The sequence below is a fragment of the Marmoricola sp. RAF53 genome, assembly GCF_052114005.1.
Lineage (GTDB): Bacteria > Actinomycetota > Actinomycetes > Propionibacteriales > Nocardioidaceae > Marmoricola.
Genome location: NZ_JBFRDX010000006.1, coordinates 54938 through 79970, shown reverse-complemented (window position 1 = coordinate 79970; position 25033 = coordinate 54938). Strand labels below are relative to the sequence as shown.

The following is a 25033-nucleotide window of genomic DNA, read 5'->3' as shown; positions in this document are numbered from 1 at the left end:
GGTCCCTCCTCAGCCGAGCAGCAGTGCGGCGATCGTACCGCCGAGCTCGTACGCCGACGCCTCGTCGTCCGCGGTCACGTCGCCCATCGCCTCGAGGACCTGGAAGCCCTGCTTCCAGCCGAGTGCCCCGGTGATCGCGAGCACCGACCGGACCGCGCCGGTGGTGTCGTAGCGGCCGTGCACGTAGAGCCCGAACGGTCTTCCTTGCGTGCCGCCGCTCGCGCCGGGGTCGCCCGCTCCGCTGGCGTCCAGGGCCCCGCCGATCGTCAGGAAGGTGCTGTCGAAGACGTGCTTGAGCGCTCCGGACATGTAGCCGAAGTTGGCGGTGGTGCCGAGCACGTAGCCGTCCGCGGCCAGCAGGTCGTCGGCGCCGGCCGCCCCGGTCGCGAAGTCGAGCGCCGCCCGCTCGACCACCTCGACCTCGGCCAGGTCCGGGTGCCGGGCGCCGTCGAGCACCCGGGTCGTCAGGGCGCGCAGCGACGCGGTCGGGGAGTGGTGGATCACCAGCAGCCGGGGCACCTTCGTCACGCTAGTCGGCCGCGGTCTGGTCGGCCCGGATCCGGACCATCCAGTTCTCGGCCGGCTCGACGGTCCGGAAGCCGAACTTGTCGTAGAGACCGTGCGCGTTGCCGGTGACCAGGAGGATGCGCTTGATCCGGAGCTCGTCCAGCTCGGCACAGACCCCGGCGACCAGGGCCTCACCCAGCCTGAGCCCGCGGACGGCGTCGTCGACGAAGACGTCGCAGACCCACGCGAAGGTGACGCCGTCGGTGACCGCCCGCGCGTAGGCGACCTGCTCGCCGGTGTCGCGGAAGATCCCGTAGCTGCGCGACCCGGCGATCGCCGCGTCCTGGGTCTCCCGGGGCCGCCCGAGCGCCCAGTAGGCCCCGGTGCTGAGCCAGTGGTGGATCCGTTCGTGGTCCATCCGGGAGCTGTCGGAGCTGAACACGAATCCGTCGGGCACCTCGGTCACGCGGCGATGATTCCACGGCCCCGCTCCGCGTCCGCGCGCGACCGGCTATGCTGACCCCGTCATGTTGATGCGCCAGCTCCTTCTTCGCTGCCGCAGCGAGGTCTGACTCAGCCGGACCCCCTCGCTGCGGAGGCTGTGTGTCCCCAGGGGGCGTTCGCCGGCACCGACACCCAGCGAGAGATAGATCCATGACCGAGAACATCCCGGGCATCGCCCTGAGCCGGACCGCCAACACCCAGCAGCCGAGCGGGATGCCGTTCGAGCGCTACCGGGCCTTCGAGCCCGTCACCGTCCCGGACCGCACCTGGCCGGACCAGAAGATCACGCACGCGCCGCGGTGGCTCTCCACCGACCTGCGCGACGGCAACCAGGCGCTGATCGACCCGATGAGCCCGGCCCGCAAGCTGAAGATGTTCGAGCTGCTGGTCGCGATGGGCTACAAGGAGATCGAGGTCGGCTTCCCGGCGGCCAGCCAGACCGACTTCGACTTCGTCCGCCAGCTCGTCGAGGAGGACCGGATCCCCGGCGACGTCCGGGTCTCGGTGCTGACCCAGGCGCGCGAGGACCTGATCGAGCGGACCGTGTCGTCGCTGGTCGGTGCCCCGAACGCGACCGTCCACCTGTACAACGCGACCGCGCCGCTGTTCCAGCGGGTCGTCTTCGGCGTCACCGAGGCCGAGTGCATCGCGATCGCCACCCGCGGCACCGAGTGGGTGATGAAGTACGCCGAGCAGCTGCTCGAGGGGACCCACTTCGGCTACCAGTACAGCCCGGAGATCTTCACCCAGACGCCGACCGACTTCGCCCTCGAGGTGTGCGAGCGCGTCTCCGACATCTGGCAGCCCGAGGCGGGCCGGGAGATCATCCTGAACCTGCCGGCGACCGTGGAGATGTCCACGCCGAACACCTACGCCGACCAGATCGAGTACTTCGGGCGGAACCTGACCCGGCGCGAGCACTCGGCGATCAGCCTGCACCCGCACAACGACCGCGGCACCGCCGTCGCCGCCACCGAGCTGGCCCTGATGGCCGGCGCGGACCGCGTCGAGGGCTGCCTGTTCGGGCACGGCGAGCGCACCGGCAACGTCGACCTGGTCACCCTGGCGATGAACCTGTTCAGCCAGGGCATCGACCCGCAGGTCGACCTGAGCGACATCGACGAGGTCCGGCGCACCGTGGAGTACTGCACCAACCTGCCGGTGCACCCGCGGCACCCGTACGCCGGCGACCTCGTCTACACCGCCTTCTCCGGGTCCCACCAGGACGCGATCAAGAAGGGTCTGGAGGACCTCGACCGGATCGCCGACGAGCGGGGGATCCCGGTCGGCCAGGTCCCGTGGGAGGCGCCGTACCTGCCGATCGACCCCAAGGACGTCGGCCGCACCTACGAAGCCGTGATCCGGGTCAACAGCCAGTCCGGCAAGGGTGGCGTCGCCTACGTGATGAAGGCCGAGCACAAGCTCGACCTGCCGCGCCGGCTGCAGATCGAGTTCAGCCGCGTCGTCCAGCAGCGCACCGACGGCGAGGGCGGCGAGATGACGCCGGACGCCATCTGGGAGGCGTTCCAGGGCGAGTACCTGAACCGGGAGACGCCGCTGCGGTTGAACTCGGTGCACACTTCCTCGGCCGCGGGGGAGAAGGACCAGCTCACCGTCAACGTGTACGTCGACGGCCAGCTGCGCGAGCTGCACGGCTCCGGCAACGGCCCGATCGCCGCCTTCGTGGACGCGATCAACGGGCTGGACGGATACGCCGGCTCCGATGACCCCTGGGACGTCCGGGTGCTCGACTACACCGAGCACGCGCTGTCCTCCGGCGGCGACGCGATCGCGGCGGCGTACGTGGAGTGCGCGGTCCGCGGCGAGATCTACTGGGGCGTCGGCCTCGACGCGAACATCGTCACCGCGTCCCTGAAGGCGGTCATCTCGGCGGTCAACCGCGCCTGATCGCTCCTGTGCCCGGGCGGACCGCCCGGGCCAGGAGCACCGCCGCGCAGGCTCCCGTCCCGAGGGCGATCCCGAGCAGGTTCGTGATCGCGTCACCCAGCAGGAAGCCGACCCGATTCAGACCGGGGAGTGCTCCCTGGACCAGTTCGGAGACCAGGGGAAGGCCGACGAAGAGCAGCGGCCACCATCGCCGCAGCTGGTGGGCGAGCAACGCGATCGCGGCACCGACGGGAACGCCGACCAGGACGTTGAGCGACACCTCATCGAGTGAGCGCAGATCGCGCATGCCCGGGAGCGTCGGTGCCATCGACCGGATCACGTGACCGGAGAAGCCTGCGGTGAAGTCCCCTCCGGCCGGCGTCATGGTGACGGCGGCGAACACGCCGACGGAGGAGAGGAAGAACCACCACCCGAAGGCACGGCCACCGAACCGGCGAGCGCATCGTGGAGCGAGCAGAAGGGCCGCCAACGTGAGCGCGATCGTCGTCGGAAGCGCCCAGGGGTCAGCATCGAGGAACACGCGAAGCATGCGTCAGCCCCACGTACAACGGACTTGAGTCGAGTAGACCGTCGTCCCGCCGACCCTGACCTTGCCGCGCATGCACGTGGACAGGCTGCTCGGCGACGGTTCTGCCGGGCTCCGCGAGAAGCGGGCTCCCCAGGTCTGCCCCGACGAGAATCCGACGGCGCCGGTCGAGTCCCAGTGACCGCCCGCGACCGCACCTCCGCTCGCGTTCGCGGGACCGTGACCTGCGGCTGCTGCGGTACGTCGGCTTCTTGTCTGCACACCTTGCAGACCTCGTCGGCGGCGCCGTGCTTACGCAACGTCGGAAGCTCGCTCCTACGCCATCGGCAGGTGGATCGTGAAGGTCGTGCCTGCCCCGGGCTGGGAGTGCACCTCGATGCTGCCGTGGTGCGCCTCGACCACGGAGCGGACGATCGACAGCCCGAGGCCGGTGCCCTGGATGGCGTCGGCCCGGACGTTGCGCGAGCGGAAGAAGCGCTGGAAGACGCTCGCCAGGTCCTCCTCGGGGATGCCGATCCCGGAGTCGGCCACGCTGAGCGAGCAGCGGCGGTTCGCCGGGTCGGTCAGCACCGTGGTCGTGACCGAGCCGCCGTCCTGGGTGAACTTCACCGCGTTGGTGAGCAGGTTGGTGACCGCGCGCTCCAGGTAGTCGACGTCGCCGAGCACGGGGACGGGGTCGTCCGGGAGGTCGACCTGCATCTCCAGGTCGCGGTGGTTGAGCAGCGGCACGATCGAGGCTTCGCTGGCGGTCACGACGGTGCGGAGGTCGAGCGGGACGAGCAGCGGCTGCGCCCCGGCGCCCTCGTACGCCGAGAGCAGGAGCAGGTCGTTGGCGAGGGCGAGCAGCCGCTCGGCGTTGCGCTCGATGACGTCGATGAGGTGCTTCTGGTCCGGGCCCAGCTCGCCGAGCAGGCCGTCGCCGAGGAGCTCGATGCTGCCGATGATGCTGGTCAGCGGCGTGCGGAGCTCGTGGCTGACGGTGGAGACGAAGTCGTCCTTGGCGTGGTCCAGCGCCTGCAGGTGCCCGACCGCGGCCCGTTCACGCTCCAGCGCCTGGTGGAGCAGCTCCTGGTTGCGGCGGGTGTCGGTGACGTCGCGGGCCACGAAGAGGTACCCGATCGGCCGCTGCCGGGCGTCCGCGACGAGGCTGGTGGTCATCGAGACCCGGAGCGGGACGCCGTCGGGAGGAACCCAGGTCCAGTCCCGGGTCTGCGGGACGCCGTCGGCCGCGACGTCGTGCACCAGCGTGCCGAACCCCTCTTCGGCCTCGTACTCCGCCCCGCGCCGGGCGACCTCGTCGGGGTCGAGGAAGTCCAGGAAGTCCCGCCCGGTGGCCTGGTCGATCCTCAGCATGCGCTCGGCGCCGGCGTTGACCAGGGTGATCACGCCCTGCTCGTCGGTGCCGAGGATCGCGACCGTGGTCGCGGAGCGGAGCAGGTGCTGGAGGAAGTGGGTGCTGGCCCGCTCGGCGGTGATGTCGGCGGCCGTGAGCACGTAGTGGACGGTGCCGTCGACGGGGTCGATCAGCTCGCTCTGCGAGTAGGTGACGATCCGCTCGCCGCCCGCGGCGGTCCGGATCACGCCACGGCCGCGGACCCGGGCCTCGGCGAACCGCTCCTGGGCGAGCTCCCACTCCCCGGCAGGCATCAGCCGCTCCCAGAACGGGCGACCGATCAGGTCGGCCGGGCGGAACCCGGTGAGCTCGGTGACCGCCGGGTTCGCGGACAGCATCACGCCGTCCTCGTCGGTGACCAGGATCGGCATCGAGGAGGACTCGATGATCGCCTCGGTCCGCTTCTTCTCCGCCCAGACCGCCACCGTGGCCCGCCGCTGCTGGCGCACCGCGAGGGCGAGCGGCGTCCCGGCGATGACCAGGCTGAGCAGGTAGAGCTGGGCCACCTGGTTCGCCGCCTGCTCGGAGTCGGCGAACGGCCCCCAGCCGCCGAGCGTCAGCGCGGTGACGAGGACCGCGAGCGCGAGCTGCTCGACGGCGACCACGAACGGGCCGAAGGCGACCCCGGCCCAGATCAGGAAGGGCAGCGGCGCGAACCCCAGGGTCGGGTGGTGCCCGGGACCGAACGCGAGCACGGTCGCGGTCAGCAGGAGCGCGAGCTGGAGGACGAGCAGCCAGGGCGATGGGCGGTGATCAGGTCCGCCCAGCCGTTCGCCCAGCCGTTCGCGCAGCCGTTCGCGCGGGACGAGGCCGAGCGGCACGATCAGCATCACCGCGGCCCAGTGCGCCGCCGTCGTGGCCGCGACGGTGTCGGAGAACTCGCCGCCGAGGAGCTGCGCCGACGTGGCCGCCACCCCGAGCGCGGCCAGCACCGCTCCGCCGAAGGAGATCCCGAGTAGCCAGCCGAACTCGCCGACCGTCTCCATCCGCCGGCCGACCCGGTTCAGCACGGCCCACGAGACGACGGCGGTCTCGGCGGTGTCCGCCATCGCCAGCAGGACGGCGGCGTCGAGGGGGCGGTCGCCGATCAGGTTGGCCAGCACGTAGGTGCCGAAGAGGCCGGCGAGCAGCCCGGGCCACCAGCTCCGGGGGAGCAGCAGCAGGGTGAGCACCCCGATCCCGGCGGCCGGCCACCAGGCCGCCGTCGGGTGGTCGCTGTCGGTGATCGCGATGCCGAGGACCCCGGCCGCGGTGCTGGCGCAGAGCAGCAGCGCTGCAAGGAATGCAGTCGCTCGCGGTCCCCCGGTCCGACCCACAGACCGAATTCTGCCCGAAGGCGGCCGATCTCGCCTCCGAACCGCCGCCCGGGTGGCAGGCTCGCTCCCATGACGCTCGTGTCCGAACGGATCGGCCAGTTCTTCCACGACGACCACCGCCTCGAGTACACCGAGTACGGCGGCGGCGACCGCTGGGTGGTCCTGGTCCACGGCCAGCTGATGACGCGCCGGATGCACCAGCCGCTCGCGCGCCGGATCGCCGCCACCGGCGCGCACGTCGTGACGCTCGACCTCCTCGGCCACGGACGCTCCGACCGGCCCGCGGACCCGATGGCCCACTCGGTGACCGCGTTCGCCGAGCAGGTTCTCGGCCTGCTCGACCACCTCGGGGCCGGACGCGCGGTCGTCGGTGGCACCTCGCTCGGCGCGAACGTGGCCCTGGAGACCACCGTGCTGGCCCCCGAACGCGTCCGCGGGCTGCTCGTCGAGATGCCCGTTCTCGACAACGCCGTCGAGGCCGGGATCGTGACGTCCGCGCCGCTGCTCCTGGTCTCGCGCTTCGTCCCGCTCGCCGTCTCGGGCGTCCGGGCCCTGTCCCGCGCGGTACCGCGCGGCCTGGTCCCGTTCTGGGCCGGTGTCGGGCTGGACACGCTCGACCAGCGGCCCGCCGCGATGGCCGCCACCGTCCACGGGCTCTTCTTCGGCCGGCTCGCGCCCCCGGCCAAGGACCGGCTCCGGATCGACGTTCCGGCGCTCGTGGTCGGCCACCGGCACGACCCGGTCCACCCCGCCGCCGACGCCGCGATGCTGGCCGACGAGATCCCCGGAGCGCGGTTCGTCGAGGCCCGCGGCCTGCTCGAGTGGCGGCTGCGCCCGGAGCGCCTCGACGCCGAGGCGGCGGCGTTCGTGACCGCCTGCTTCGACGAGCCGGTGCCCGAGCGCCTGGCCAGCAGCTGAGCCGCGGCCGGCCCCCGTTTCGCGGATTGCCCAATTGGCGCCAAGTGTCCGCGCACGCCACTACTCTCGAAGCGGCTGTTGAGCGATCGGAGGAGGGGGTGCGGCCGATGCGATCGAGGTCTGCCCTCTTCCGGGGTATCGAGCAGCTCCTGGGGCGCGACCGTTCGGACCCGCGCTTCGCCCAGTACCTCTTCCTGTTCACGATCGTCCTGGACATCGGTTTCCTGATCGCGACCGAGGACACGCACGTCGGGGAGCGCTACGCGATCGGCATCGTGATCGTCGCCGTCGCGACCGTCCTCGCCGTCGCGATCGGGTACGACGGCCTGCCGGCCAGCTGGGTCGTCGTCGTACCGACGCTGGACATCATCGCCACCGGGTTCATGGAGCTGTCGTCCGGGAGCACCGCCAGCCTGGCGATCGTCTTCCCGGCGATCTGGCTGGGCCTGCAGTTCGGCCGCCGCGGGGTCGTGATCGCCGTGCTGGCGACCGCCGTCTCGTTCGTGCTGCCGCTGCCGTTCGGCGGCGAGCTGCTCGACGACGCCTGGATCGCCCAGGAGCTCGTCGTCGTGCTGATCTGCTCGATGGTGGTCTCGGTGACCGCCGACGCCTGGCAGGCGAAGGTCGAGGAGGCGGCCGAGGCGCAGAAGATGCTGGAGCGCGCGGTCTCCGACAGCGCCGAGCAGCGCCGCTTCAACGAGGCCATCCTCAACTCGGTCGACGTCGGCATCCTCGCCCTGGACGCGCGCGGCCGGGTCAACTCGATGAACCCGCGGCACGAGCGATTCCTGGAGCTGGCGTTCCCGGAGGGTCCCCGCGAGGCCGACGTGACCGGGTACACCTTCGGCGCGGACGGTTTCACCGAGCTCGCCGCCGAGGAGCTGCCGTCCTGGCGGGCGCTGCACGGGGAGTCGCTGCGCGACTACCTGATCTGGGTCGGGCCCGAGCCGCAGACCCGGCGGGCGTTCGCGGTCTCCGCGTCCCCGTTCTTCACCCCCGAGGGGGCGTTCGACGGCGCCGTCCTGGCCTACCACGACATCACCGAGCTGATGACCGCGGTACGGCTCAAGGACGAGTTCGTCGCCACCGTCAGCCACGAGCTGCGCACCCCGCTCACCTCGATCGTCGGGTACGTCGACGTGCTGCTGGAGGACGTCGAGGGGATCCCCGAGGACGCCCGCCCGTTCCTGGTGACCGTGCAGCGCAACGCGCGACGGCTGCACCGCCTCGTCGACGACCTGCTCTCCGACGCGCTCAAGCTCGGCCGCGCCGAGCTGCACCTCGGCCGGATCTCGCTGTCCAACGTGGTCCGAGCCTCGGCGATCGACGCGGAGAAGGCGGCCGAGGCCGCCGGGCTGGTCGTCGAGGTCGAGGTCGGGCGCGGCCCGCTCGAGGTCCAGGGCGACGCCGAACGGCTGGCCCAGGTCATCGACAACATCTTCAACAACGCCGTGAAGTTCACCCCGGAGGGCGGCCGGATCACGGCCGCCGTCTTCCGCGAGGGCCGCGACGTCGTCGTACGGATCTCGGACACGGGCCGGGGCATCCCGGCCGAGGAGCTCGAGGACGTCTTCGTGAAGTTCTTCCGCTCGCCCGGCGTGCAGGTCGACGCGATCCCGGGGACCGGCCTCGGACTGGCGATCTCCAAGACGATCATCGAGGCGCACGGCGGCAGCATCGACGTCTTCAGCGTCGAGGGCGCGGGGACCACCCTGGAGATCCGGCTGCCGCTGGCGGGGCCGCGCGTCGCACGCGCCGGCTGACCGGCCAGGGAGGACAATGAGGGCATGCCCCTCTACAGCGACGAAGCGATCGTGCTGCGCACGCGCAAGCTCGCGGAGGCGGACCGGATCATCACCCTGCTGACCCGCGAGCGCGGGATCGTGCGGGCGGTCGCGAAGGGCGTGCGGCGGACCAGCTCACGCTTCGGCTCCCGGCTGGAGCCGTTCACGCACGTCGACCTCCAGCTCGCCGAGGGGCGGAACCTGGACACGATCACCCAGGCGGTCACGCGGGCGCCGTACGGCGAGGCGATCAGCAACGACTACGACCGGTACACCGCCGCGTCGGTGATGCTGGAGACGGCCGAACGGCTGGTCGTCGAGGAGCGCGAGCCGTCGGTGCAGCAGTACCTGCTCCTGGTCGGGGCGCTCCGCGCGATGGCGGCCGGGGACCACCGGCCCGGCGACGTGATGGACTCCTTCCTGCTGCGCTCGCTCGCCGTCGCCGGCTACGCGCCGTCGTTCGACGGGTGCGCGCGCTGCGGTCTGGAGGGACCGCACCGGGCCTTCCACCCCGGGTCGGGCGGGATGCTCTGCGCCGACTGCCGGCTGCCCGGGTCGGCACAGCCGGCCGCGGCGACGATCGAGCTGCTCGGCGCGCTCCTGGCCGGCCGCTGGGAGGTCGTCGACGTCGCCGAGGACCGGAACCGGCGCGAGGCCCGCGGCCTGGTCGCGGCGTACCTGGCCTGGCACCTGGAGCGCGGCCTGCGCTCGATGCCGTACGCCACCTGACGCGACGGCCGCGGCAGCGTCCGCAGTAGGCTTCGGGCCGTCCCGTCCACTCCGCAGGAGGTGCCCGTGCGCCGGTCCGCCCGCAAGGCCGCGGTGGTGCCCCGGGGACCCGTCAAGGTCCCGGAGCCGCACCCCAGCGGCGCCCGGCCGCCGGTGCTCCCGCCCGAGCTGGTGCCGCGGCACGTCGCGGTGATCATGGACGGCAACGGCCGCTGGGCCGAGCAGCGCGGACTGCCCCGTACGGCGGGCCACGAGCGCGGCGAGCAGGCGCTCGTCGAGGTGGTCAAGGGCGCGATCGAGATCGGGGTGAAGGCGGTCTCGGCGTACGCGTTCTCGACCGAGAACTGGTCGCGCTCGCCCGAGGAGGTCCGCTTCCTGATGGGCTTCAACCGCGACGTCGTACGACGCCGCCGCGAGGAGCTGCACGAGCTCGGCGTCCGGGTCCGCTGGGCCGGCCGGGCGCCGCGGCTGTGGAAGTCGGTGATCAACGAGCTGCGCGTCGCCGAGGAGCTGACCGCCGGCAACGACGTGCTCACCCTGACCATGTGCGTCAACTACGGCGGCCGCGCCGAGATCGCCGACGCGGCCCGGGCGCTCGCGCACGACGTCGCCGCCGGCCGGCTCGACCCGGCGAAGGTCGACGAACGCGCCTTCGCGAAGTACCTCTACGTCCCCGAGCAGGCCGAGGCCGACATGGTCTGGCGCACCTCGGGGGAGGAGCGGCTGAGCAACTTCATGCTGTGGCAGGCCGCCTACTCGGAGTTCGTGTTCTCCGACGTGCTCTGGCCCGACGTCGACCGGATCGCCCTGTGGAACGCCATTACCGAGTACGCCAAGAGAGACCGCCGCTACGGCCAGGCGTAGCTGAGCTGAGCGACGACGCCCTGCACGCACGCTCCGGACGCCGCTCAGGAGCAGTTTGCGCAGATGCCGAAGATCTCCAGGGTGTGGCTGACGTCCGTGTAGCCGTGCTCGCCGGCGACGGCGCGGGTCCACTTCTCCACGGCCGGTCCCTCGACCTCGACGGTCGCGCCGCAGCTGCGGCAGACGAGGTGGTGGTGGTGGCTGGCGCTGCAGCGGCGGTAGACGGCCTCGCCGCCCTCGGAGCGGAGCGTGTCGATCTCGCCGGAGTCGGCCATCGCCTGCAGGGTCCGGTACACGGTGGAGAGCCCGACGGTGTCCCCGGCGCTGCGCAGCGACTCGTGGATCTCCTGGGCGCTGCGGAACTCGCCGGACTCCTCCAGGACGGCGGCGACGGCGCGGCGCTGGCGGGTGGGGCGCAGGGTGCGCTCGCCGGGGTCAGTGCTCGTCATAGTGACCTCCGTGGACCGCGTGCCGGTGTCCGTCGTGGATGTAGTCGATGTGGTCGCCGTGCTCGACGGCGATGTGGCCGCAGCCCGGCCCGTGCTGGTGCCGGTGCGGTTCCTCGACCCGGTGCTGCTCGGGCTCGACCGGCATGTCGAACGGAACCCGGGCCCGGCGCCGGCGCTGCAGCACCATGCCGACGGGGGCGGTCGCCGCGAAGCCGGCGAGCGCGACCAGCACGATCGTCGACCCGGTCGGGACGTTCACGTACGCCGAGGTGAGGACGCCGAGCACGGCCGCCAGCGTGCCGGCGGTCATCGCGCTGAGCATGGTCACCCGGAAGCCGCGGGCGAACTGCTGCGCGGTYGCCACCGGGATCACCATCAGCGCGCTGACCAGCAGCAGTCCGACGGTCCGCATCGCGATGCTCACCGAGACGGCGGCCAGCACCGAGATCAGCACGTTGTACACCTGCACCCGCAGGCCCGTCGTCCGGGCGTAGTCCTCGTCGTTGGCGACCGAGAACAGCTGGGGGAGCAGCGTCAGGCAGAGCGCGATCACCACGCCCGCCAGCGCCACGGTCACCACGACGTCGGTGCCGGAGATCGAGGTGATCGAGCCGAACAGGTAGTTGTTGAGCGCGTAGGCGCCGCGGTCGGCGAAGGAGACGAGCATCAGGCCGCCGGCGATGCCGCCGTAGAAGATCAGCGCCAGCGCGACGTCGCCGGACGCCTTGCCGGTGGCTCGGATCAGCTCGATGGCGAGCGCTCCCAGGACGGACACGATGATCGCGGTCCAGGTCGGCGAGGTGCCGGTGAGCAGGCCGAGCGCGACGCCGGTGACGGCGATGTGGCCGATGCCGTCGCCGAGCAGGGAGAGCCGGCGCTGCACCAGGAAGGTGCCGATCGCGGGCGCGGCCAGGCCGGTCGCGGCGCCGGCGACCAGCGCCCGCAGGATGAAGTCGTAGGCGAACGGGTTGATCAGCAGGGCCGCCATCTGGGCCGTCATCGGCGTCCCTCCGTCCCGAGCGGGCCGGGCAGCGGCAGTCGCGGGACCGGATCGGTCGGCGCGCAGTGCACGTCGTGGTCGTGGGCGAGGTCGGCCAGCGCGGCCGGCGCGCCGTCGTAGACGATCCGGCCTTCGCGGAGGACCACCGTGCGGCCGATCAGCGACTCGAACGGGCCGAGCTCGTGCAGCACGACCACGACGGTGGCGCCGGCGCGGGCACGCTCCGCAAGCGCCGTGGCCATCGCCTGCTGGCTGATCAGGTCGACCCCGGCCAGGGGTTCGTCGAGGACGAGCAGCTCGGGGCCGCCGGCGAGGGTGCGCGCCATCAGCACGCGCTGCTGCTGCCCGCCGGACAAGGTGGCGACCGGGTGGGTGGCGCGGTCGGTGAGCCCGACCGCAGCCAGCGCCGCGTCGACGGCGGCCCGGTCCGCGGCCCGGGCCGGCGCGAACGGCTTGCGGTGGGCGAGCCGGCCGCTGCTCACCACCTCGCGGACCGTCGACGGGATGCCCTGGTTCATCGGCGAGCGCTGCGGGACGTAGCCGAGGCGTTGCCAGGCGCGGAAGGAGGACAGCGGCTCGCCGAAGAGCGCCACCGAGCCGGCCGAGAGCGGGAGCAGCCCGACGGCGGCCTTCACCAGGGTGGACTTCCCGGAGCCGTTGGCGCCGAGCAGCGCGACGACCTCGCCGGGCTCGACGCGCAGGTCGATGTCACGCAGGATCGGGCGCCCGCCGAGGGCGACGGCTCCGGAGGTCACCTCCAGGACCGGAACGGCGCGGTTCATGACCCCACCTTCGCACCGGGGCAGCCGTTCGCCTTCTGCAGGGCGGCGAGGTTCGCCCGCATCAGCGACGCGTAGTCGTCGGTGCTGCCCTTCTGCAGGCCCTCGATCGGGTCCAGGACCGCGGTGCTGATGCCGAGGTCGTGGGCGAGCGTGTCGGCCATCTTCGGGCTGGCGATGGTCTCGCTGAAGACGGTGGTGATGCCGTCCTGCTCGATCAGGTCGCGCAGCTGGGCCAGGTGCTTGGGGCTCGGCTCGGCCTCGGGGGAGAGGCCGGTGATCGGCGCGAACCGGAGGCCGTAGCGGCCCAGGTAGCCGAACGCGTCGTGGCTGGTGACGACGAGGTCGCGCTCGCATCCCCGCAGGCCCGTCCGGTACGCCGCGTCGAGGTCCTGGAGGGTGCTGCGGAGCGTCGCCAGGTTGGCGGCGTACTCGTCGGCGTGGTCGGGGTTGAGCTCGGCGAGGCGCTTCTCCACCGCGACGGCGGCCTTCTCCATCCGCAGCGGGTCCACCCAGAAGTGCGGGTTGTCGTCGGTGAGGTCGACCGCCTTGCTGACGTCGAGGCTCTCCTGCGCGTTCTGGGACACGGAGTCGTCGACGGCCGGCTGCAGCCCGCGGGAGTAGACGACCAGCCGGGCGTCGGCGATCGCCGCGGTCTCGGCGACCTTGGGCTCGAAGTCGTGCGGCTCGACACCGGGGGCGGTCACGTCCTCGACCTGCACGGTGTCGCCGGCGATCGACCGGACCAGGTACTCCAGCGGGTAGAACGATGCCACCACGGTGGGCTTGCCGCTGTCCGCGGAGCCGCAGGCCGCGAGCGGCCCGAGCAGCAGCACGGCGAACAGGGGGAGGGCGAGGCGTCGGAACATGACAACGATTCTCATTCGGAATGAGAACCATTGTCAACTTCGAGGAGGTGTCCCGGCTACCCGAGCTCGGTCGGGGCGTCCGCGCAGCCGACCAGCCGCACCTCGGGCCGGGCCGGCACCTCGTCGGCGAGGAACCAGCGGAACGCGAGCATCCCGCGCTGGTGATCCAGCGTCGTCACCGCGTTGGGGTGGTCGAGCTGCCGGCGCGCGACCACGATCGTGATCGTGCCGTCCGCGTTCGGGACCGCGGTGTGGTTGTTGAGCGAGGTCTTGCCGTCGGCCGCGTTGTGGCCGGCCATGTACTCGTTCCACGGCATGAAGTTCCAGAACCGGAACGAGTTCGGCGGCCGGTAGGTGAGCACCAGTGCCTCGTCCGGCCGCAGGTCGTAGGAGCCGAAGCAGTACGTCGCATCGGTCGCCGACCAGCCGAAGTTGAAGTCCGGCACCCGGTAGGGCTCCGCCACCGTGTTCACGCCGTCCGGGGTCTCGTGCCCCAGTCCGAGGCGGTCGTCGTCGGTGCGCTCCTGGATCGCCATCGGGACGATCGCGAACATCGTCCGCATCCAGCTCAGCGTCGAGCGCAGCGCCTGCGCGGTCGCGGCGTCCGAGCGCACCACCGGGTCCGGCTCGTCCAGGCACTCGACGTGCCACTCGACCGGCGTCCCGGTGAGCGGGTCGGCCTGGTAGTCGCGGGTCAGCGCCGCGGCCGTGTCCGGGGTGAATTGGATCCAGGGTCCGTCGTACCCGTGGGGCCTGCGGGCGCCGAGGTGGAACGAGAAGCCGCCGTCGTCGTCGAAGTCGAGGTCGGAGTCGTTGACGACGCCGATCACCTGGTCCGACCAGGCGCCCGGGGCGGGCTCGTTGTAGACCGTCACCGAGAAGTAGGCGCTGTCGTTGCGCCGGCCCCAGATCCGGTAGGTGCGCTCGGGGTCGAGGACGACGAACGAGTACGCCGCGTCGGTGTTGTCGCCGCCCCAGCGCCGGTCGCGGCGGAACGGGCTGACCGTCTCCACCCAGACCGGCCGGCTCCGGTCCGGGTAGAGGTAGATGTCCAGGCCGACCCCGAGGATCGTGGTCAGCATCCGGTAGCCGTCGACGACCCCGGTCTCGGTGGTCACGGCGCGGTCGCCGGCCAGGAAGGACTGCTGCAGCTCGCCGAGCCCGGTGAGCAGCTCGTTCCAGGCGGCGGTGGACTCCCAGGTGCCCGAGTTGTCAGGGTGAGCGCTCATCGGGGGATGCCTTCCGTCAGGAGGTGGGTGACCTGGTCGACCCAGTCGTCGTCCAGGTCGTCGGGGTGCAGCAGCAGGGCGAAGAAGGTGGTGCCGGCGACGACGTCGAGCAACGGCTGCTCGATGCCGCCGAGCGCCGCGGAGAACCGTTCGAGCAGCACGGCGTGCAGGGCGGGGTCGGCGGTGATCGCCGCGACCAGCCCCGGGGCGGCGGCGCGGGCGACCGGGTGCGCGAACGCGGCCAGCGCGCCGGCGACCATCGCGCGCACGTCGCGGGTCGTCGATCCGCTCGGGGCGAGCGGTGCGGTCAGGTCCGCCGGGAAGGCGGCCTCGTGGACCAGGTGGTCGAGCGAGGGCCAGCGCCGGGAGAGCGCCGGCCGGGTGGTGCCGGCGCGCTCGGCGATCGCGGTGAGGGAGAGGCCGGCGTAGCCGACCTCCAGGAGGAGCTCGCGGGTGGCGTGCAGCACGGCCTCGTCGATCCGCTGGTCGCGGGGCCGGCCCGGGCTCTGGTCAGGCGCTGAAGTCTGTGTCACCATTTCGATGCCGAGCGTAACGTAACTCGCTCTTCTGACCAAGGAGCCGTCCATGCCCGATCCCGTGCGCCTCACCGACCTCGCCGTCCCGGAGTTCTCCGCGGACGTCCGCGCCATCTTCGACGTGATGGGCCCGATGGCCGACGGCCTGCGGCTGGACTCCGACCAGCTGCACGCGATGGCCACCGAGCAGACCGGCGGCCTGGCCGACTTCGGTCCGCGCGACTACGCCGAGCGGCTCGACCTGCTCCTGGCGGCGATGCGCGAGATCGACGACCTCACCCCGGTCGGCCTGCTCAACCTGCACACCCAGGTGCTCCAGATGCTCAAGAACCGGTTGCTCCTCGTCGACCTGCTCGCCCGCGACCCCGCGATCGCGGAGCGCGACCTGGTGCCGCCGGTGGTGATCGCGGGGCTGCCGCGGACCGGCACCACGCACCTGCACAACCTGCTCGCGGCCGGGCCGACCTTCCGGACGCTGCCCTACTGGGAGAGCGTCGAGCCGTTCCCCGTCGCCGCCGAGGCCGGGGACCCGGGGCCGCGCCGCGAGCGCACCGCCCAGGCGACCTGGTTCGCCGACGAGGCGATGCCGTACTTCAAGCGGATGCACGAGATGACCGCGGACCACGTGCACGAGGAGATCCAGCTCCTCGCCAACGACTTCTCCACGATGTTCTACGAGACGATCGCCGAGGTGCCGGCCTGGCGGGACCACTACCTCGCCGCGGACCAGACCCCGCACTACGCGCACCTGCGGCTGCAGCTGAAGGCGCTCCAGCACCTCGACGAGGCCGGCGCCCCGGCGGCGGGCGTTCGCCCGCAGCGCTGGCTGCTCAAGTCCCCGCAGCACCTGGAGCAGCTGCCGGTCCTCGCCGAGGTCTTCCCCGGCGCCGCCGTCGTGGTGACCCACCGCGACCCGGTCTCCGTGGTGGTCTCGATGGCGACGATGGTCGTCTACACCGCGCGGATGCACCGGACGCCGGTGCCGGTCGCGCGGATCGCCGGCTACTGGGCCGACCGGATCGAGACGATGCTCGGCACCCTCATGACCGATCGCGACCTGCTGCCGGCGGACACCAGCGCCGACGTCCGCTTCGACGACTTCATGGCCGACGACCTGGGCACCGCGCAGGCGGTCTACGCCCTGGCGGGGGAGCCGGTCACCGCGGCCGCGGCGACCGCGATGGCGGCGTACCTGGCCGAGCACCAGCGCGACCGGCACGGGCGGATCGACTACCGCGCCGCGGACATCGGGCTGGACCCCGACGACCTGCGCGCCCGGTTCGCGGCGTACACGGAACGCTTCCTCGACTAGCCTCCTCGCATGCTCGTGGTGAACCGGTTCCGCACCGCCGACCCGGCCTTCCGTGCCGACCTGGAGGCGGCGGCCGCGGTGCTCGGCACCCGCGACGGCTGCGAGGACGTCAGCCTCGGCCGCAACCTCGACGAGCCCGACCTCTGGGTGATGGTCAGCCGCTGGCGCGACGTCGGGAGCTACCGGCGGGCGCTGTCGTCGTACGAGGTGAAGGTCGGCGCGGTGCCGCTGCTGAGCCGTGCGGTCGACGAGCCGAGCGCCTTCGAGCCGGTCGAACCCGGCGGCACCCTCAACGAGCACGGCTCCCGCTGACCTCGATAAGGTTGGCGCTCGCGCGCACCCGCGCACCTCGCCGGCAGCCAGTCGGCCGATCCTGGAGGAGCTGAACCCCGTGGCCAAGAAGCCCGCGTCCCCGCTCGACAACGTCGTCTCCCTCGCCAAGCGGCGCGGGTTCGTCTTCCCCTGCGGCGAGATCTACGGCGGCACCCGCTCCGCCTGGGACTACGGGCCGCTCGGCGTCGAGCTCAAGGAGAACATCAAGCGCCAGTGGTGGCGCTCGATGGTGCAGTCGCGCGAGGACGTCGTCGGTCTCGACTCCAGCGTGATCCTGCCGCGCCAGACCTGGGAGGCCTCCGGCCACGTCGCGACGTTCACCGACCCGCTCACCGAGTGCCAGTCCTGCCACAAGCGCTTCCGCGCCGACCACCTCCAGGAGGCGGTCGCGGAGAAGAAGGGCCTCACGGACCCCGACGAGGTCGACCTCGCGACGGTGGCGTGCCCGAACTGCGGCACCCGCGGCGCCTGGACCGAGCCGCGACAGTTCTCCGGCCTGCTCAAGACCTACCTCGGCGTCATCGAGGACGAGTCCGGGCTGCACTACCTGCGCCCGGAGACCGCCCAGGGCATCTTCCTCAACTTCGCCAACGTGGTGACCTCCAGCCGCAAGAAGCCGCCGTTCGGCATCGCCCAGATCGGCAAGAGCTTCCGCAACGAGATCACCCCGGGCAACTTCATCTTCCGCACCCGCGAGTTCGAGCAGATGGAGATGGAGTTCTTCGTCAAGCCCGGTGAGGACGAGGACTGGCACCAGTACTGGATCGACGAGCGCACCCGCTGGTACACCGACCTCGGCATCGACCCGGACAACCTGCGGCACTACGAGCACGCCCAGGAGAAGCTCAGCCACTACGCCAAGCGGACCGTCGACATCGAGTACCGGTTCAACTTCGCCGGCTCGGAGTGGGGTGAGCTCGAGGGCATCGCGAACCGCACCGACTTCGACCTCTCCACCCACGCGAAGGCCTCCGGCAGCGACCTGTCCTACTTCGACCAGGCCGCCAACGAGCGCTACTACCCGTACGTGATCGAGCCCGCGGCCGGTCTGTCGCGCAGCCTGATGACCTTCCTCGTCGACGCCTACACCGAGGACGAGGCGCCGAACACCAAGGGCGGCGTGGACAAGCGCACCGTGCTGCGCCTGGACCCGCGGCTCGCCCCGGTCAAGGTGGCCGTGCTGCCGCTGAGCCGCAACGAGGACCTGTCGCCGAAGTCGCGGGACCTGGCCGCCGAGCTGCGGCAGAGCTGGAACGTCGAGTTCGACGACTCCGGCGCGATCGGCCGCCGCTACCGCCGCCAGGACGAGATCGGGACGCCGTACTGCGTGACCGTCGACTTCGACACCCTCGAGGACGGCGCTGTCACCGTGCGCGAGCGCGACTCCATGAAGCAGGAGCGGATCTCGCTCGACGGAGTCCGGACCTGGTTCGCCGAGCGTCTCGTCGGCTGCTGACGGTTCCGCCGTGCACAATGTCCCGGTGAAGAACCTCGGTCGCCCTGACGTCCCGTCCCGCCGCTTCGTCGTGCGGGCCTCCGTGCTCGCCCTGGCCGGCGCGCTCGCCCTCACCGGCTGCGGCTCGGACAAGAAGGAGCCGAAGGCCGAGCCGTCGGCCACCCGGTCGACCAGCAGCGTGAACGTCCCGTCCGGGGTCACCCTGACCGAGGCGGGCACCGACCTGAAGTTCGGCCAGACCGCCACTGTCGCCTACGAGCCGAACCCGGAGCGCAACAGCGTCCTGGAGCTGACGGTGAAGTCCGCGCAGCAGGGCAGCATCGCCGACCTCGGCAGCTACGTGCTCGACGACCGGGCCAAGGCGTCGACTCCGTACTACGTCAGGGTCGGGGTGAAGAACGTCGGCGACGGCGACGTCGGCCAGACGCCGATCCCGCTGTGGGCGGTCGACAAGAACAACACGCTGATCCAGGCGTCCAGCTTCACCAACGCGTTCACCAAGTGCCCCTCGACGCCGCTGCCGACGACGTTCGCGCCGAACGCGGTCGCCGAGACGTGCCTGGTGTACCTGGTGCCCGACCACGGCACCCTGACCGGGGTCAGCTTCCGGCCGCTGCAGGCCGTCGCACCGATCGTCTGGACCGGGCCGGTGACGCCGGCGACGGTCGCCAAGAAGAAGAAGGCGTCCTGACCGAGCACGCTCCGACCCACCCCGGGCTCACGCTGGGCCCGGTCAGCGTCGCCACCCCGGTGGCGCTCGCGCCGATGGCCGGCATCACCAACGCGGCGTACCGGCGGCTCTGCCTGGAGCAGATGCACGCGCAGGGCGGCACCGGCCTCTTCGTCTGCGAGATGATCACCAGCCGCGGACTCGTCGAGGGCGACGCCACCACCAAGCAGATGCTGGTCTTCGACGAGCTCGAGGACGTCCGGTCGGTGCAGCTCTACGGCACCGACCCCGCGTACGTCGGCAAGGCGACCGAGATCCTCTGCTCGGAGTACGGCGTCGCGCACGTCGACCTGAACTTCGGCTGCCCGGTCCCGAAGGTGACCCGCAAGGGCGGCGGTGCCGCGCTGCCGTGGAAGCGGAACCTGCTCGGCGAGATCCTGCGCGCCGCGGTGAGCGCGGGGGAGCGGCACGGGGTCCCGGTCACCATGAAGACCCGCCTCGGCATCGACGCCGACCACCTCACCTACCTGGACGCCGGCCGGATCGCCGAGGAGTCGGGCGCGGCCGCGATCGCGCTGCACGGCCGGACCGCGCTGCAGGGCTACTCCGGCACCGCGGCCTGGGAGCCGATCGGCGAGCTGGTCGAGCACGTCTCGATCCCGGTGCTCGGGAACGGCGACATCTGGGAGGCCGAGGACGCGCTCCGGATGGTCGCCGAGACCGGCGCCGCCGGCGTCGTCGTCGGCCGTGGCTGCCTGGGGCGCCCGTGGCTGTTCCGCGACCTCGCCGCGGCCTTCGCCGGGCGGACCGTCGCCACCCTGCCGACCCTCGGCGAGGTCAGCACGATGATGGGGCGGCACGCCGAGCTGCTGAGCCGGGACATGGGGGAGGAGCGCGGCTGCAAGGAGTTCCGCAAGCACGTCTCCTGGTACCTCAAGGGCTTCAGCGCCGGCGGCGAGCTGCGGCACGCCCTCGCGCTGGTCTCCTCGCTCGCCGAGCTCGACACCCTGCTCGCCGCGTTGGACCCGGCCGAGCCGTTCCCGACCAGCGTGCTGGGTGCGCCGCGCGGCCGCCAGGGGAGTGAGCGCAAGCGCGTCGTGCTGCCCGACGGGTGGCTGGACGATGCGGACGGGAGCGGTCTGGTGATGCAGGAGGACACTGCCGAGATCTCGGGCGGCTGACCTGCGGGTTTGGTCCGCTTCGGTTGGTTTCGGGACCCTGTTCGTGGGGTCCCTCACGTACGTTTTGTCCCAAATGTCGGGAGTCTGGTTGGTTTTTCGGCACGGAACCGTGTTCTCATGGCCGGGCTGCCTGCAGCCGTCGGCCCGTCTCGGAGGGCCGAGATCGCGGGTCTGCTGCCCTGTCCCCGACGTTAGGACGATCCGTGACCCGAGGCCGCCACAGCCTTGCGCCACGCGCTTCCAAGCCCCGTCGCCTCGCGCTCCTCGCCGCTCCGCTCGTCACCTGCGGCATCGTCGGAGCCGGCGTCGTCGCCACCGGAGCCTCCGCCCCGCTCGCCGCCGGTGAGCCCGACTTCGCGAGCGCCGCGCTCGGCGACGTGTCCGCCGCCGTCGCCCGCGAGTCGAGCGTCTCCCGCAGCGCGGTCCGGGCCCCGCTCGTCGCCAAGTCCGCCGCCGGGCCCGTCGTCGTCGCGGTGCCCAAGGTCAAGCGCAAGCTCTGGACCACCAACGACCTCGACCTGCGGCTCACGCCGACCAAGGACGCGAAGGTCGACGGCGAGTACGACACCCTCAAGCAGATCGGCGTCACCGGCGTCCGCCGCGACGGCTTCGCCCAGGTCGTCGTCGCCGGCAAGGTCCGCTGGGTCACCGCGGAGTTCCTCGCCGAGAAGAAGCCGACCGACCCGGCCCACCTGCCGCTCGGGGACACCCCGTGCGCCGGGACCTCCGGCGTCGAGAACGGCATCACCGCGAACGCGGTCCGCGTCTACCGCGCGGTCTGCAACAACTTCCCGCAGATCCAGCACTACGGCGGCTACGACAACCACGGCGAGCACTCCAGCGGCCGGGCCATCGACATCATGACCAGCGACGTCGCGCTCGGGACCGCGATCGCCGAGTTCCTCAAGGCGAACGCCGGCGCCCTGCACCTGTACGACGTGATCTGGCGCCAGCACATCTTCACCCAGGAACGCGGCGGCGAGGGCTGGCGCTCGATGGGCGACCGCGGCTCGGCCACCGCGAACCACATGGACCATGTCCATGTCAGCGTCTACTGAGGTTTCGGGACGGTTGCTGCGCGACCTCCTCGACCGTCGGTAGCCGGAAAACCCGCGCGCGGGAACACAGACCGACCACCTAGGGTTGGTCCACTGTGAGCTCACCGTCCGCGACCGCGCCTGCCCGGACCACGCTGCGCGACGGGTTCGCCGTCCTCGGCGTGGCGATCCGGCGGGAACCGTGGATCTTCACCGTCTCCACGCTCGGCAGCGTGCTGTTCGGCGCGCTCACCGTCGCCGACGCCTGGGTGCTCGGCTGGGCGACCGACCACGTGCTGCTGCCGGCGTTCGAGGACGGCACCGTCTCGGCCGAGCTGCTGTGGGCGGTCCTCGCGCTCTTCCTCGGGGTGGCGCTGCTGCGCGCGGTCGGGATCGTGGCCCGGCGCCTCGGGGCCGGCGTGATGCAGTACCGGATGCAGGCGGCGTACCGGCGCGAGGTGACGGCGCAGTACCTCGCCCTGCCGATGGCCTGGCACCAGCGGCACCCGGCCGGGCAGCTGCTCTCCAACGCGAACTCCGACGTCGAGGCCGCCTGGGCGCCGATCGCGCCGCTGCCGATGGCGGTCGGCACGCTGGCGATGATGGTGATCGCGGTCGTCCAGATGCTGCTCGTCGACCTCACCATGGCGGCCGTCGGGCTGCTCGTCTTCCCGCTCGTCACCCTCGTGACGCTGGTCTACCAGCGCTACTCCTCGCCGCTGTTCACCCGGATCCAGGCGCTGCGCGCGGAGCTCTCCGAGGTCGCGCACGAGTCGTTCGACGGCGCGATGGTGGTCAAGACCCTCGGCCGCGAGTCCGAGGAGACCGAGCGGTTCGCGGCGAAGGCGAACCAGCTCCGCGACCTCGGTATCCAGGTCGGCCGGATCCGGGCCGTGTTCGACCCGCTCCTGGAGGCGATCCCGAGCCTGGGCGTGCTGGGCGTGCTCGGCGTCGGGGTCCTCCAGGTGCAGAACGGCAACGCCGGTCCCGGGGACGTCGTCACGATCGCCTACCTGCTGACGATCGTGGCCTTCCCGATCCGCTCCATCGGCTGGCTGCTCGGCGAGTTCCCGCGCTCGGTGGTCGGCTTCCGCCGGGTGCACCACGTGCTCGACGAGCCGGTCCGCACCGAGTACGGCACCGCCACCCTCACGGCCACGGACCACGGGGCGCGCCTCGACGTCGAGGGACTCGGCTTCGGCTACGAACCGGACGAGCCGGTGCTCGACGGCCTCTCCTTCGAGGTCGACCCCGGGCGGACCGTGGCCGTCGTCGGGGAGACCGCGTCCGGGAAGAGCACGCTGACCACGCTGCTGACCCGGCTCGTCGACCCGGACTCCGGCACCGTCCTCGTCGACGGCACCGACCTGCGCACCCTGGCCCGCGGCGAGCTCGCGCAGCACGTCGCGCTCGTCCCGCAGACCGCCTTCCTCTTCGACGACACCGTGCGCGGCAACGTCGCGCTCGGCGCCGACGTCCCCGACGACGAGGTCTGGGAAGCCCTGCGCACCGCCCAGGCCGACGGCTTCGTCGCCGCGCTCCCGCACGGGCTGGACTCCCGGCTCGGCGAGCGCGGCACCACCCTGTCCGGCGGGCAGCGGCAGCGCCTYGCACTCGCCCGCGCCCTCGTACGACGCCCGCGGCTGCTGATCCTCGACGACGCCACCTCGGCCGTCGACCCCGAGGTCGAGGCGCGGATCCTCGGCGCGATGCGGGCCAGGTCCGCCGACGCGACCCTGGTGCTGATCGCCTACCGCAAGGCGACGATCGGGCTCGCCGACGAGGTGCTGTTCCTCGCCGACGGCCGGATCGCCGACCGCGGCCCGCACGCCGTGCTGCTGGGCCGCAACGACGCCTACGCCCGGCTGGTCAACGCCTACGAGCAGGCCGACGCCGAGGAGGTGGACGCATGAGCGCCGCGACCGCGGCGACCCCGGCCGGCACCGTGATGGACACCGGCGAGGAGATCTCCGCCTGGGAGACGATCCGCCGCGGCGCCGCGATCTCGCCCGAGATCACCGACGGCCTGGCCGGCACCCTGGTTCTCGCCGTGATCGGCACCGGCGGCCGGGTGGTCGTCCCGATCGCCGTGCAGCAGACCCTCGACCGCGGCATCAACGGGCCGGACGGCATCGACCTGGCGTTCGTCGCCTGGATGGCCGCCGCGGCGACCCTGGCGATGGTGGTCACCGGGGTGTCGTCGTACTGGATGACCAAACGGCTGTTCACCTCCGCGGAGCGCGGCCTGGCCACGCTCCGGATCAAGGCGTTCCGGCACGTCCACGACCTGCCGCTGCTCACCCAGAACACCGAGCGCCGCGGGTCCCTGGTCTCGCGGGTCACCAGCGACGTCGACCAGGTCAGCCAGTTCCTCGTCTTCGGGGGCGTGATCGGCATCGTCAGCGTCGGCCAGGTGCTGGTCGCGACGGTGATCATGCTCGTCTACAGCTGGCAGCTGACGATCGTGGTCTGGGTCTGCTTCCTGCCGCTGTTCCTGTCCCTGCGCTACTTCCAGCGCAAGCTGTCGGACTCCTACGCGGTGGTGCGCCGGATGGTCGGGCAGATGCTCGCCGCGGTCTCCGAGCCGGTGGTCGGCGCGGTCGTCGTCCGCACGCACGCGATCGAGGGCCGCACCCAGGCGCGCATCGACGAGTCGATCGCGGAGTACCAGGCGGCCAGCACCCGGGCCCAGGGCCTGACCGCGTTCTCGTTCTCCCTCGGCGGCGTCTCGGCCGGACTCGCGAACGCGCTGGTGATCATCGTCGGCATCTGGCTCGGCTTCGACGACCAGATCACCGCCGGCCAGGTGCTCGCGTTCGCGTTCCTGGTGACCCTGTTCGTCAGCCCGGTGCAGATGGGCACGCAGGTGCTCACCGACGCCCAGAACGCCCTCGCCGGGTGGCGCCGGGTGATCGGCATCCTGCAGACGCCGGCCGACCTGGACGACCCGGGCCCGGCGGGCGTGGTCCTCCCGCACGGCGCGGTGACCGTCGAGTTCGACCACGTCGACTTCGGCTACCCCGGCAGCGGCCTGGTCCTGCGCGACGTGGACGAGCGGATCGAGGCCGGGACCCGGATCGCCGTCGTCGGCGAGACCGGCTCCGGCAAGACCACCTTCGCGAAGCTGCTGACCCGGCTGATGGATCCGACGACCGGCGCGGTCCGGCTGGCCGGCCACGACCTGCGCGCGATCGCGTTCGCGTCGCTGCGCCGCCGGGTGGTGCTGGTCCCGCAGGAGGGTTTCCTCTTCGACAGCACGCTGTTCGCCAACGCGGCGTACGGCGACCTCGACGCCACCCGCGAGGACGTCACCCGGGCGCTGCACGACCTCGGGCTCGGCGACTGGCTGGCGGGTCTGCCGCGGGGGCTCGACACCCGGGTGGGGCAGCGCGGTGAGTCGCTGAGCGCGGGGGAGCGGCAGCTGGTGGCCCTGGTCCGCGCCCACCTCGCCGACCCGGACCTGCTGGTCCTCGACGAGGCCACCAGCGCGGTCGACCCTGCCCTGGAGATGCGGATCGGGCGGGCGCTGGAGCTGCTGATGGCCGGACGCACCTCGGTCACGATCGCGCACCGTCTCAGCACCGCCGAGAACGCGGACGAGGTGATCGTCTTCGACCAGGGCCGGGTGGTGCAGCGCGGCACCCATGCCGCTCTGGTCCAGGAGGGCGGCGTCTACGGGCGGTTGCACTCGTCCTGGGTGGCCCAGCAGTCGTCATGACGGGTCGGGGATACT

The 25033-nt window shown here is 72.0% G+C and carries 23 protein-coding genes; 13 read left to right on the top strand and 10 right to left on the bottom strand.

Annotated features, from left to right (window positions below; translation table 11 throughout):
* Positions 1-9 precede the first annotated feature (9 nt).
* Together AB4Y76_RS07235 and AB4Y76_RS07230 are read right to left on the bottom strand one after the other, a co-directional pair.
* Positions 10-519, bottom strand: a complete 510-nt coding sequence (locus tag AB4Y76_RS07235) for a flavodoxin family protein (protein ID WP_441923628.1) — start codon at positions 517-519, stop codon at positions 10-12.
* Positions 520-529: 10 nt separating this feature from the next.
* Entirely contained in the window at positions 530-973 is a 444-nt protein-coding gene (locus AB4Y76_RS07230) for a GNAT family N-acetyltransferase (protein ID WP_441923626.1), read from the bottom strand.
* Between the two features lie 188 nt (positions 974-1161).
* Here AB4Y76_RS07230 and leuA point away from each other — a divergent pair, with 188 nt between their 5' ends.
* Positions 1162-2919 (top strand): 2-isopropylmalate synthase, encoded by a 1758-nt coding sequence (gene leuA / locus AB4Y76_RS07225; protein ID WP_441923624.1) that lies wholly within the window; start codon positions 1162-1164, stop codon positions 2917-2919.
* Here leuA and AB4Y76_RS07220 read toward each other — a convergent pair.
* On the bottom strand, positions 2906-3448 hold the full coding sequence (locus AB4Y76_RS07220; RefSeq protein WP_441923622.1) for a hypothetical protein: 543 nt from the start codon (positions 3446-3448) through the stop codon (positions 2906-2908). The genes leuA and AB4Y76_RS07220 overlap by 14 nt on opposite strands.
* A 312-nt stretch (positions 3449-3760) precedes the next feature.
* Positions 3761-6154, bottom strand: a complete 2394-nt coding sequence (locus tag AB4Y76_RS07215) for an ATP-binding protein (protein WP_441923620.1) — start codon at positions 6152-6154, stop codon at positions 3761-3763.
* A gap of 69 nt (positions 6155-6223) precedes the next feature.
* Here AB4Y76_RS07215 and AB4Y76_RS07210 point away from each other — a divergent pair, with 69 nt between their 5' ends.
* From AB4Y76_RS07210 to AB4Y76_RS07195, 4 genes are all read left to right on the top strand, one after another.
* Entirely contained in the window at positions 6224-7072 is an 849-nt protein-coding gene (locus tag AB4Y76_RS07210; protein ID WP_441923618.1) for an alpha/beta fold hydrolase, read from the top strand.
* A 107-nt stretch (positions 7073-7179) separates the two neighbouring features.
* Positions 7180-8835 carry an ATP-binding protein gene (locus tag AB4Y76_RS07205; RefSeq protein ID WP_441923616.1) on the top strand — a complete coding sequence of 552 codons (1656 nt, stop codon included), beginning with the start codon at positions 7180-7182 and terminating at the stop codon, positions 8833-8835.
* Between the two features lie 24 nt (positions 8836-8859).
* A complete protein-coding gene (gene recO, locus AB4Y76_RS07200) occupies positions 8860-9585 on the top strand; it encodes a DNA repair protein RecO (protein ID WP_441923614.1) in 726 nt (241 codons plus the stop codon).
* Positions 9586-9651: 66 nt separating this feature from the next.
* Positions 9652-10449: an isoprenyl transferase gene (locus AB4Y76_RS07195; RefSeq protein WP_441923612.1), complete on the top strand. Its 798-nt coding sequence runs from the start codon at positions 9652-9654 to the stop codon at positions 10447-10449.
* A gap of 44 nt (positions 10450-10493) precedes the next feature.
* Here the strand turns inward: AB4Y76_RS07195 and AB4Y76_RS07190 are convergent, their stop codons facing one another.
* From AB4Y76_RS07190 to AB4Y76_RS07165, 6 genes are read right to left on the bottom strand one after another with little or no spacing between them, the layout of a single operon-like run.
* Positions 10494-10898: a Fur family transcriptional regulator gene (locus AB4Y76_RS07190; RefSeq protein WP_441923610.1), complete on the bottom strand. Its 405-nt coding sequence runs from the start codon at positions 10896-10898 to the stop codon at positions 10494-10496.
* The gene (locus AB4Y76_RS07185) at positions 10885-11898 is read right to left on the bottom strand and encodes a metal ABC transporter permease (RefSeq protein WP_441923608.1); all 1014 of its coding nucleotides are present in this window, start codon (positions 11896-11898) and stop codon (positions 10885-10887) included. Before AB4Y76_RS07185 ends, AB4Y76_RS07190 begins: the two co-directional genes overlap by 14 nt.
* Entirely contained in the window at positions 11895-12680 is a 786-nt protein-coding gene (locus AB4Y76_RS07180; RefSeq protein WP_441923606.1) for a metal ABC transporter ATP-binding protein, read from the bottom strand. The genes AB4Y76_RS07185 and AB4Y76_RS07180 overlap by 4 nt, the downstream gene beginning before the upstream one ends.
* Positions 12677-13546: a metal ABC transporter substrate-binding protein gene (locus AB4Y76_RS07175; RefSeq protein WP_441923604.1), complete on the bottom strand. Its 870-nt coding sequence runs from the start codon at positions 13544-13546 to the stop codon at positions 12677-12679. Before AB4Y76_RS07175 ends, AB4Y76_RS07180 begins: the two co-directional genes overlap by 4 nt.
* A gap of 56 nt (positions 13547-13602) precedes the next feature.
* Positions 13603-14775, bottom strand: a complete 1173-nt coding sequence (locus AB4Y76_RS07170; protein ID WP_441923602.1) for a DUF1214 domain-containing protein — start codon at positions 14773-14775, stop codon at positions 13603-13605.
* Complete coding sequence (locus AB4Y76_RS07165) at positions 14772-15311, bottom strand: TetR/AcrR family transcriptional regulator (RefSeq protein ID WP_441923601.1); 540 nt, start codon at positions 15309-15311, stop codon at positions 14772-14774. Before AB4Y76_RS07165 ends, AB4Y76_RS07170 begins: the two co-directional genes overlap by 4 nt.
* A gap of 49 nt (positions 15312-15360) precedes the next feature.
* Here AB4Y76_RS07165 and AB4Y76_RS07160 point away from each other — a divergent pair, with 49 nt between their 5' ends.
* From AB4Y76_RS07160 to AB4Y76_RS07125, 8 genes are all read left to right on the top strand, one after another.
* Positions 15361-16623 (top strand): sulfotransferase family protein, encoded by a 1263-nt coding sequence (locus AB4Y76_RS07160; protein ID WP_441923599.1) that lies wholly within the window; start codon positions 15361-15363, stop codon positions 16621-16623.
* Between the two features lie 9 nt (positions 16624-16632).
* Positions 16633-16935 carry an antibiotic biosynthesis monooxygenase family protein gene (locus AB4Y76_RS07155; protein WP_441923597.1) on the top strand — a complete coding sequence of 101 codons (303 nt, stop codon included), beginning with the start codon at positions 16633-16635 and terminating at the stop codon, positions 16933-16935.
* Positions 16936-17014: 79 nt separating this feature from the next.
* A complete protein-coding gene (locus AB4Y76_RS07150; protein WP_441923595.1) occupies positions 17015-18412 on the top strand; it encodes a glycine--tRNA ligase in 1398 nt (465 codons plus the stop codon).
* A 25-nt stretch (positions 18413-18437) separates the two neighbouring features.
* Positions 18438-19103 (top strand): hypothetical protein, encoded by a 666-nt coding sequence (locus AB4Y76_RS07145; protein ID WP_441923593.1) that lies wholly within the window; start codon positions 18438-18440, stop codon positions 19101-19103.
* Positions 19100-20263, top strand: coding sequence for a tRNA dihydrouridine synthase DusB (gene dusB / locus AB4Y76_RS07140; RefSeq protein WP_441923834.1), 1164 nt, complete (start codon positions 19100-19102; stop codon positions 20261-20263). The genes AB4Y76_RS07145 and dusB overlap by 4 nt, the downstream gene beginning before the upstream one ends.
* Before the next feature lie 203 nt (positions 20264-20466).
* Positions 20467-21321: a mucin-2 protein gene (locus AB4Y76_RS07135; RefSeq protein WP_441923591.1), complete on the top strand. Its 855-nt coding sequence runs from the start codon at positions 20467-20469 to the stop codon at positions 21319-21321.
* 95 nt (positions 21322-21416) lie between these two features.
* A complete protein-coding gene (locus AB4Y76_RS07130; protein ID WP_441923589.1) occupies positions 21417-23213 on the top strand; it encodes an ABC transporter ATP-binding protein in 1797 nt (598 codons plus the stop codon).
* On the top strand, positions 23210-25018 hold the full coding sequence (locus tag AB4Y76_RS07125) for an ABC transporter ATP-binding protein (RefSeq protein ID WP_441923587.1): 1809 nt from the start codon (positions 23210-23212) through the stop codon (positions 25016-25018). The genes AB4Y76_RS07130 and AB4Y76_RS07125 overlap by 4 nt, the downstream gene beginning before the upstream one ends.
* Positions 25019-25033 lie beyond the last annotated feature (15 nt).

Coding starts and splice junctions, on each gene's coding strand:
- leuA (WP_441923624.1), top strand. CDS start 1,162: ATGACCGAGAACATCCCGGGCATCGCCCTGAGCCGGACCGCCAACACC.
- AB4Y76_RS07220 (WP_441923622.1), bottom strand. CDS start 3,448: ATGCTTCGCGTGTTCCTCGATGCTGACCCCTGGGCGCTTCCGACGACG.
- AB4Y76_RS07210 (WP_441923618.1), top strand. CDS start 6,224: ATGACGCTCGTGTCCGAACGGATCGGCCAGTTCTTCCACGACGACCAC.
- AB4Y76_RS07205 (WP_441923616.1), top strand. CDS start 7,180: ATGCGATCGAGGTCTGCCCTCTTCCGGGGTATCGAGCAGCTCCTGGGG.
- recO (WP_441923614.1), top strand. CDS start 8,860: ATGCCCCTCTACAGCGACGAAGCGATCGTGCTGCGCACGCGCAAGCTC.
- AB4Y76_RS07190 (WP_441923610.1), bottom strand. CDS start 10,898: ATGACGAGCACTGACCCCGGCGAGCGCACCCTGCGCCCCACCCGCCAG.
- AB4Y76_RS07180 (WP_441923606.1), bottom strand. CDS start 12,680: ATGAACCGCGCCGTTCCGGTCCTGGAGGTGACCTCCGGAGCCGTCGCC.
- AB4Y76_RS07175 (WP_441923604.1), bottom strand. CDS start 13,546: ATGTTCCGACGCCTCGCCCTCCCCCTGTTCGCCGTGCTGCTGCTCGGG.
- AB4Y76_RS07170 (WP_441923602.1), bottom strand. CDS start 14,775: ATGAGCGCTCACCCTGACAACTCGGGCACCTGGGAGTCCACCGCCGCC.
- AB4Y76_RS07165 (WP_441923601.1), bottom strand. CDS start 15,311: ATGGTGACACAGACTTCAGCGCCTGACCAGAGCCCGGGCCGGCCCCGC.
- AB4Y76_RS07160 (WP_441923599.1), top strand. CDS start 15,361: ATGCCCGATCCCGTGCGCCTCACCGACCTCGCCGTCCCGGAGTTCTCC.
- AB4Y76_RS07155 (WP_441923597.1), top strand. CDS start 16,633: ATGCTCGTGGTGAACCGGTTCCGCACCGCCGACCCGGCCTTCCGTGCC.
- AB4Y76_RS07125 (WP_441923587.1), top strand. CDS start 23,210: ATGAGCGCCGCGACCGCGGCGACCCCGGCCGGCACCGTGATGGACACC.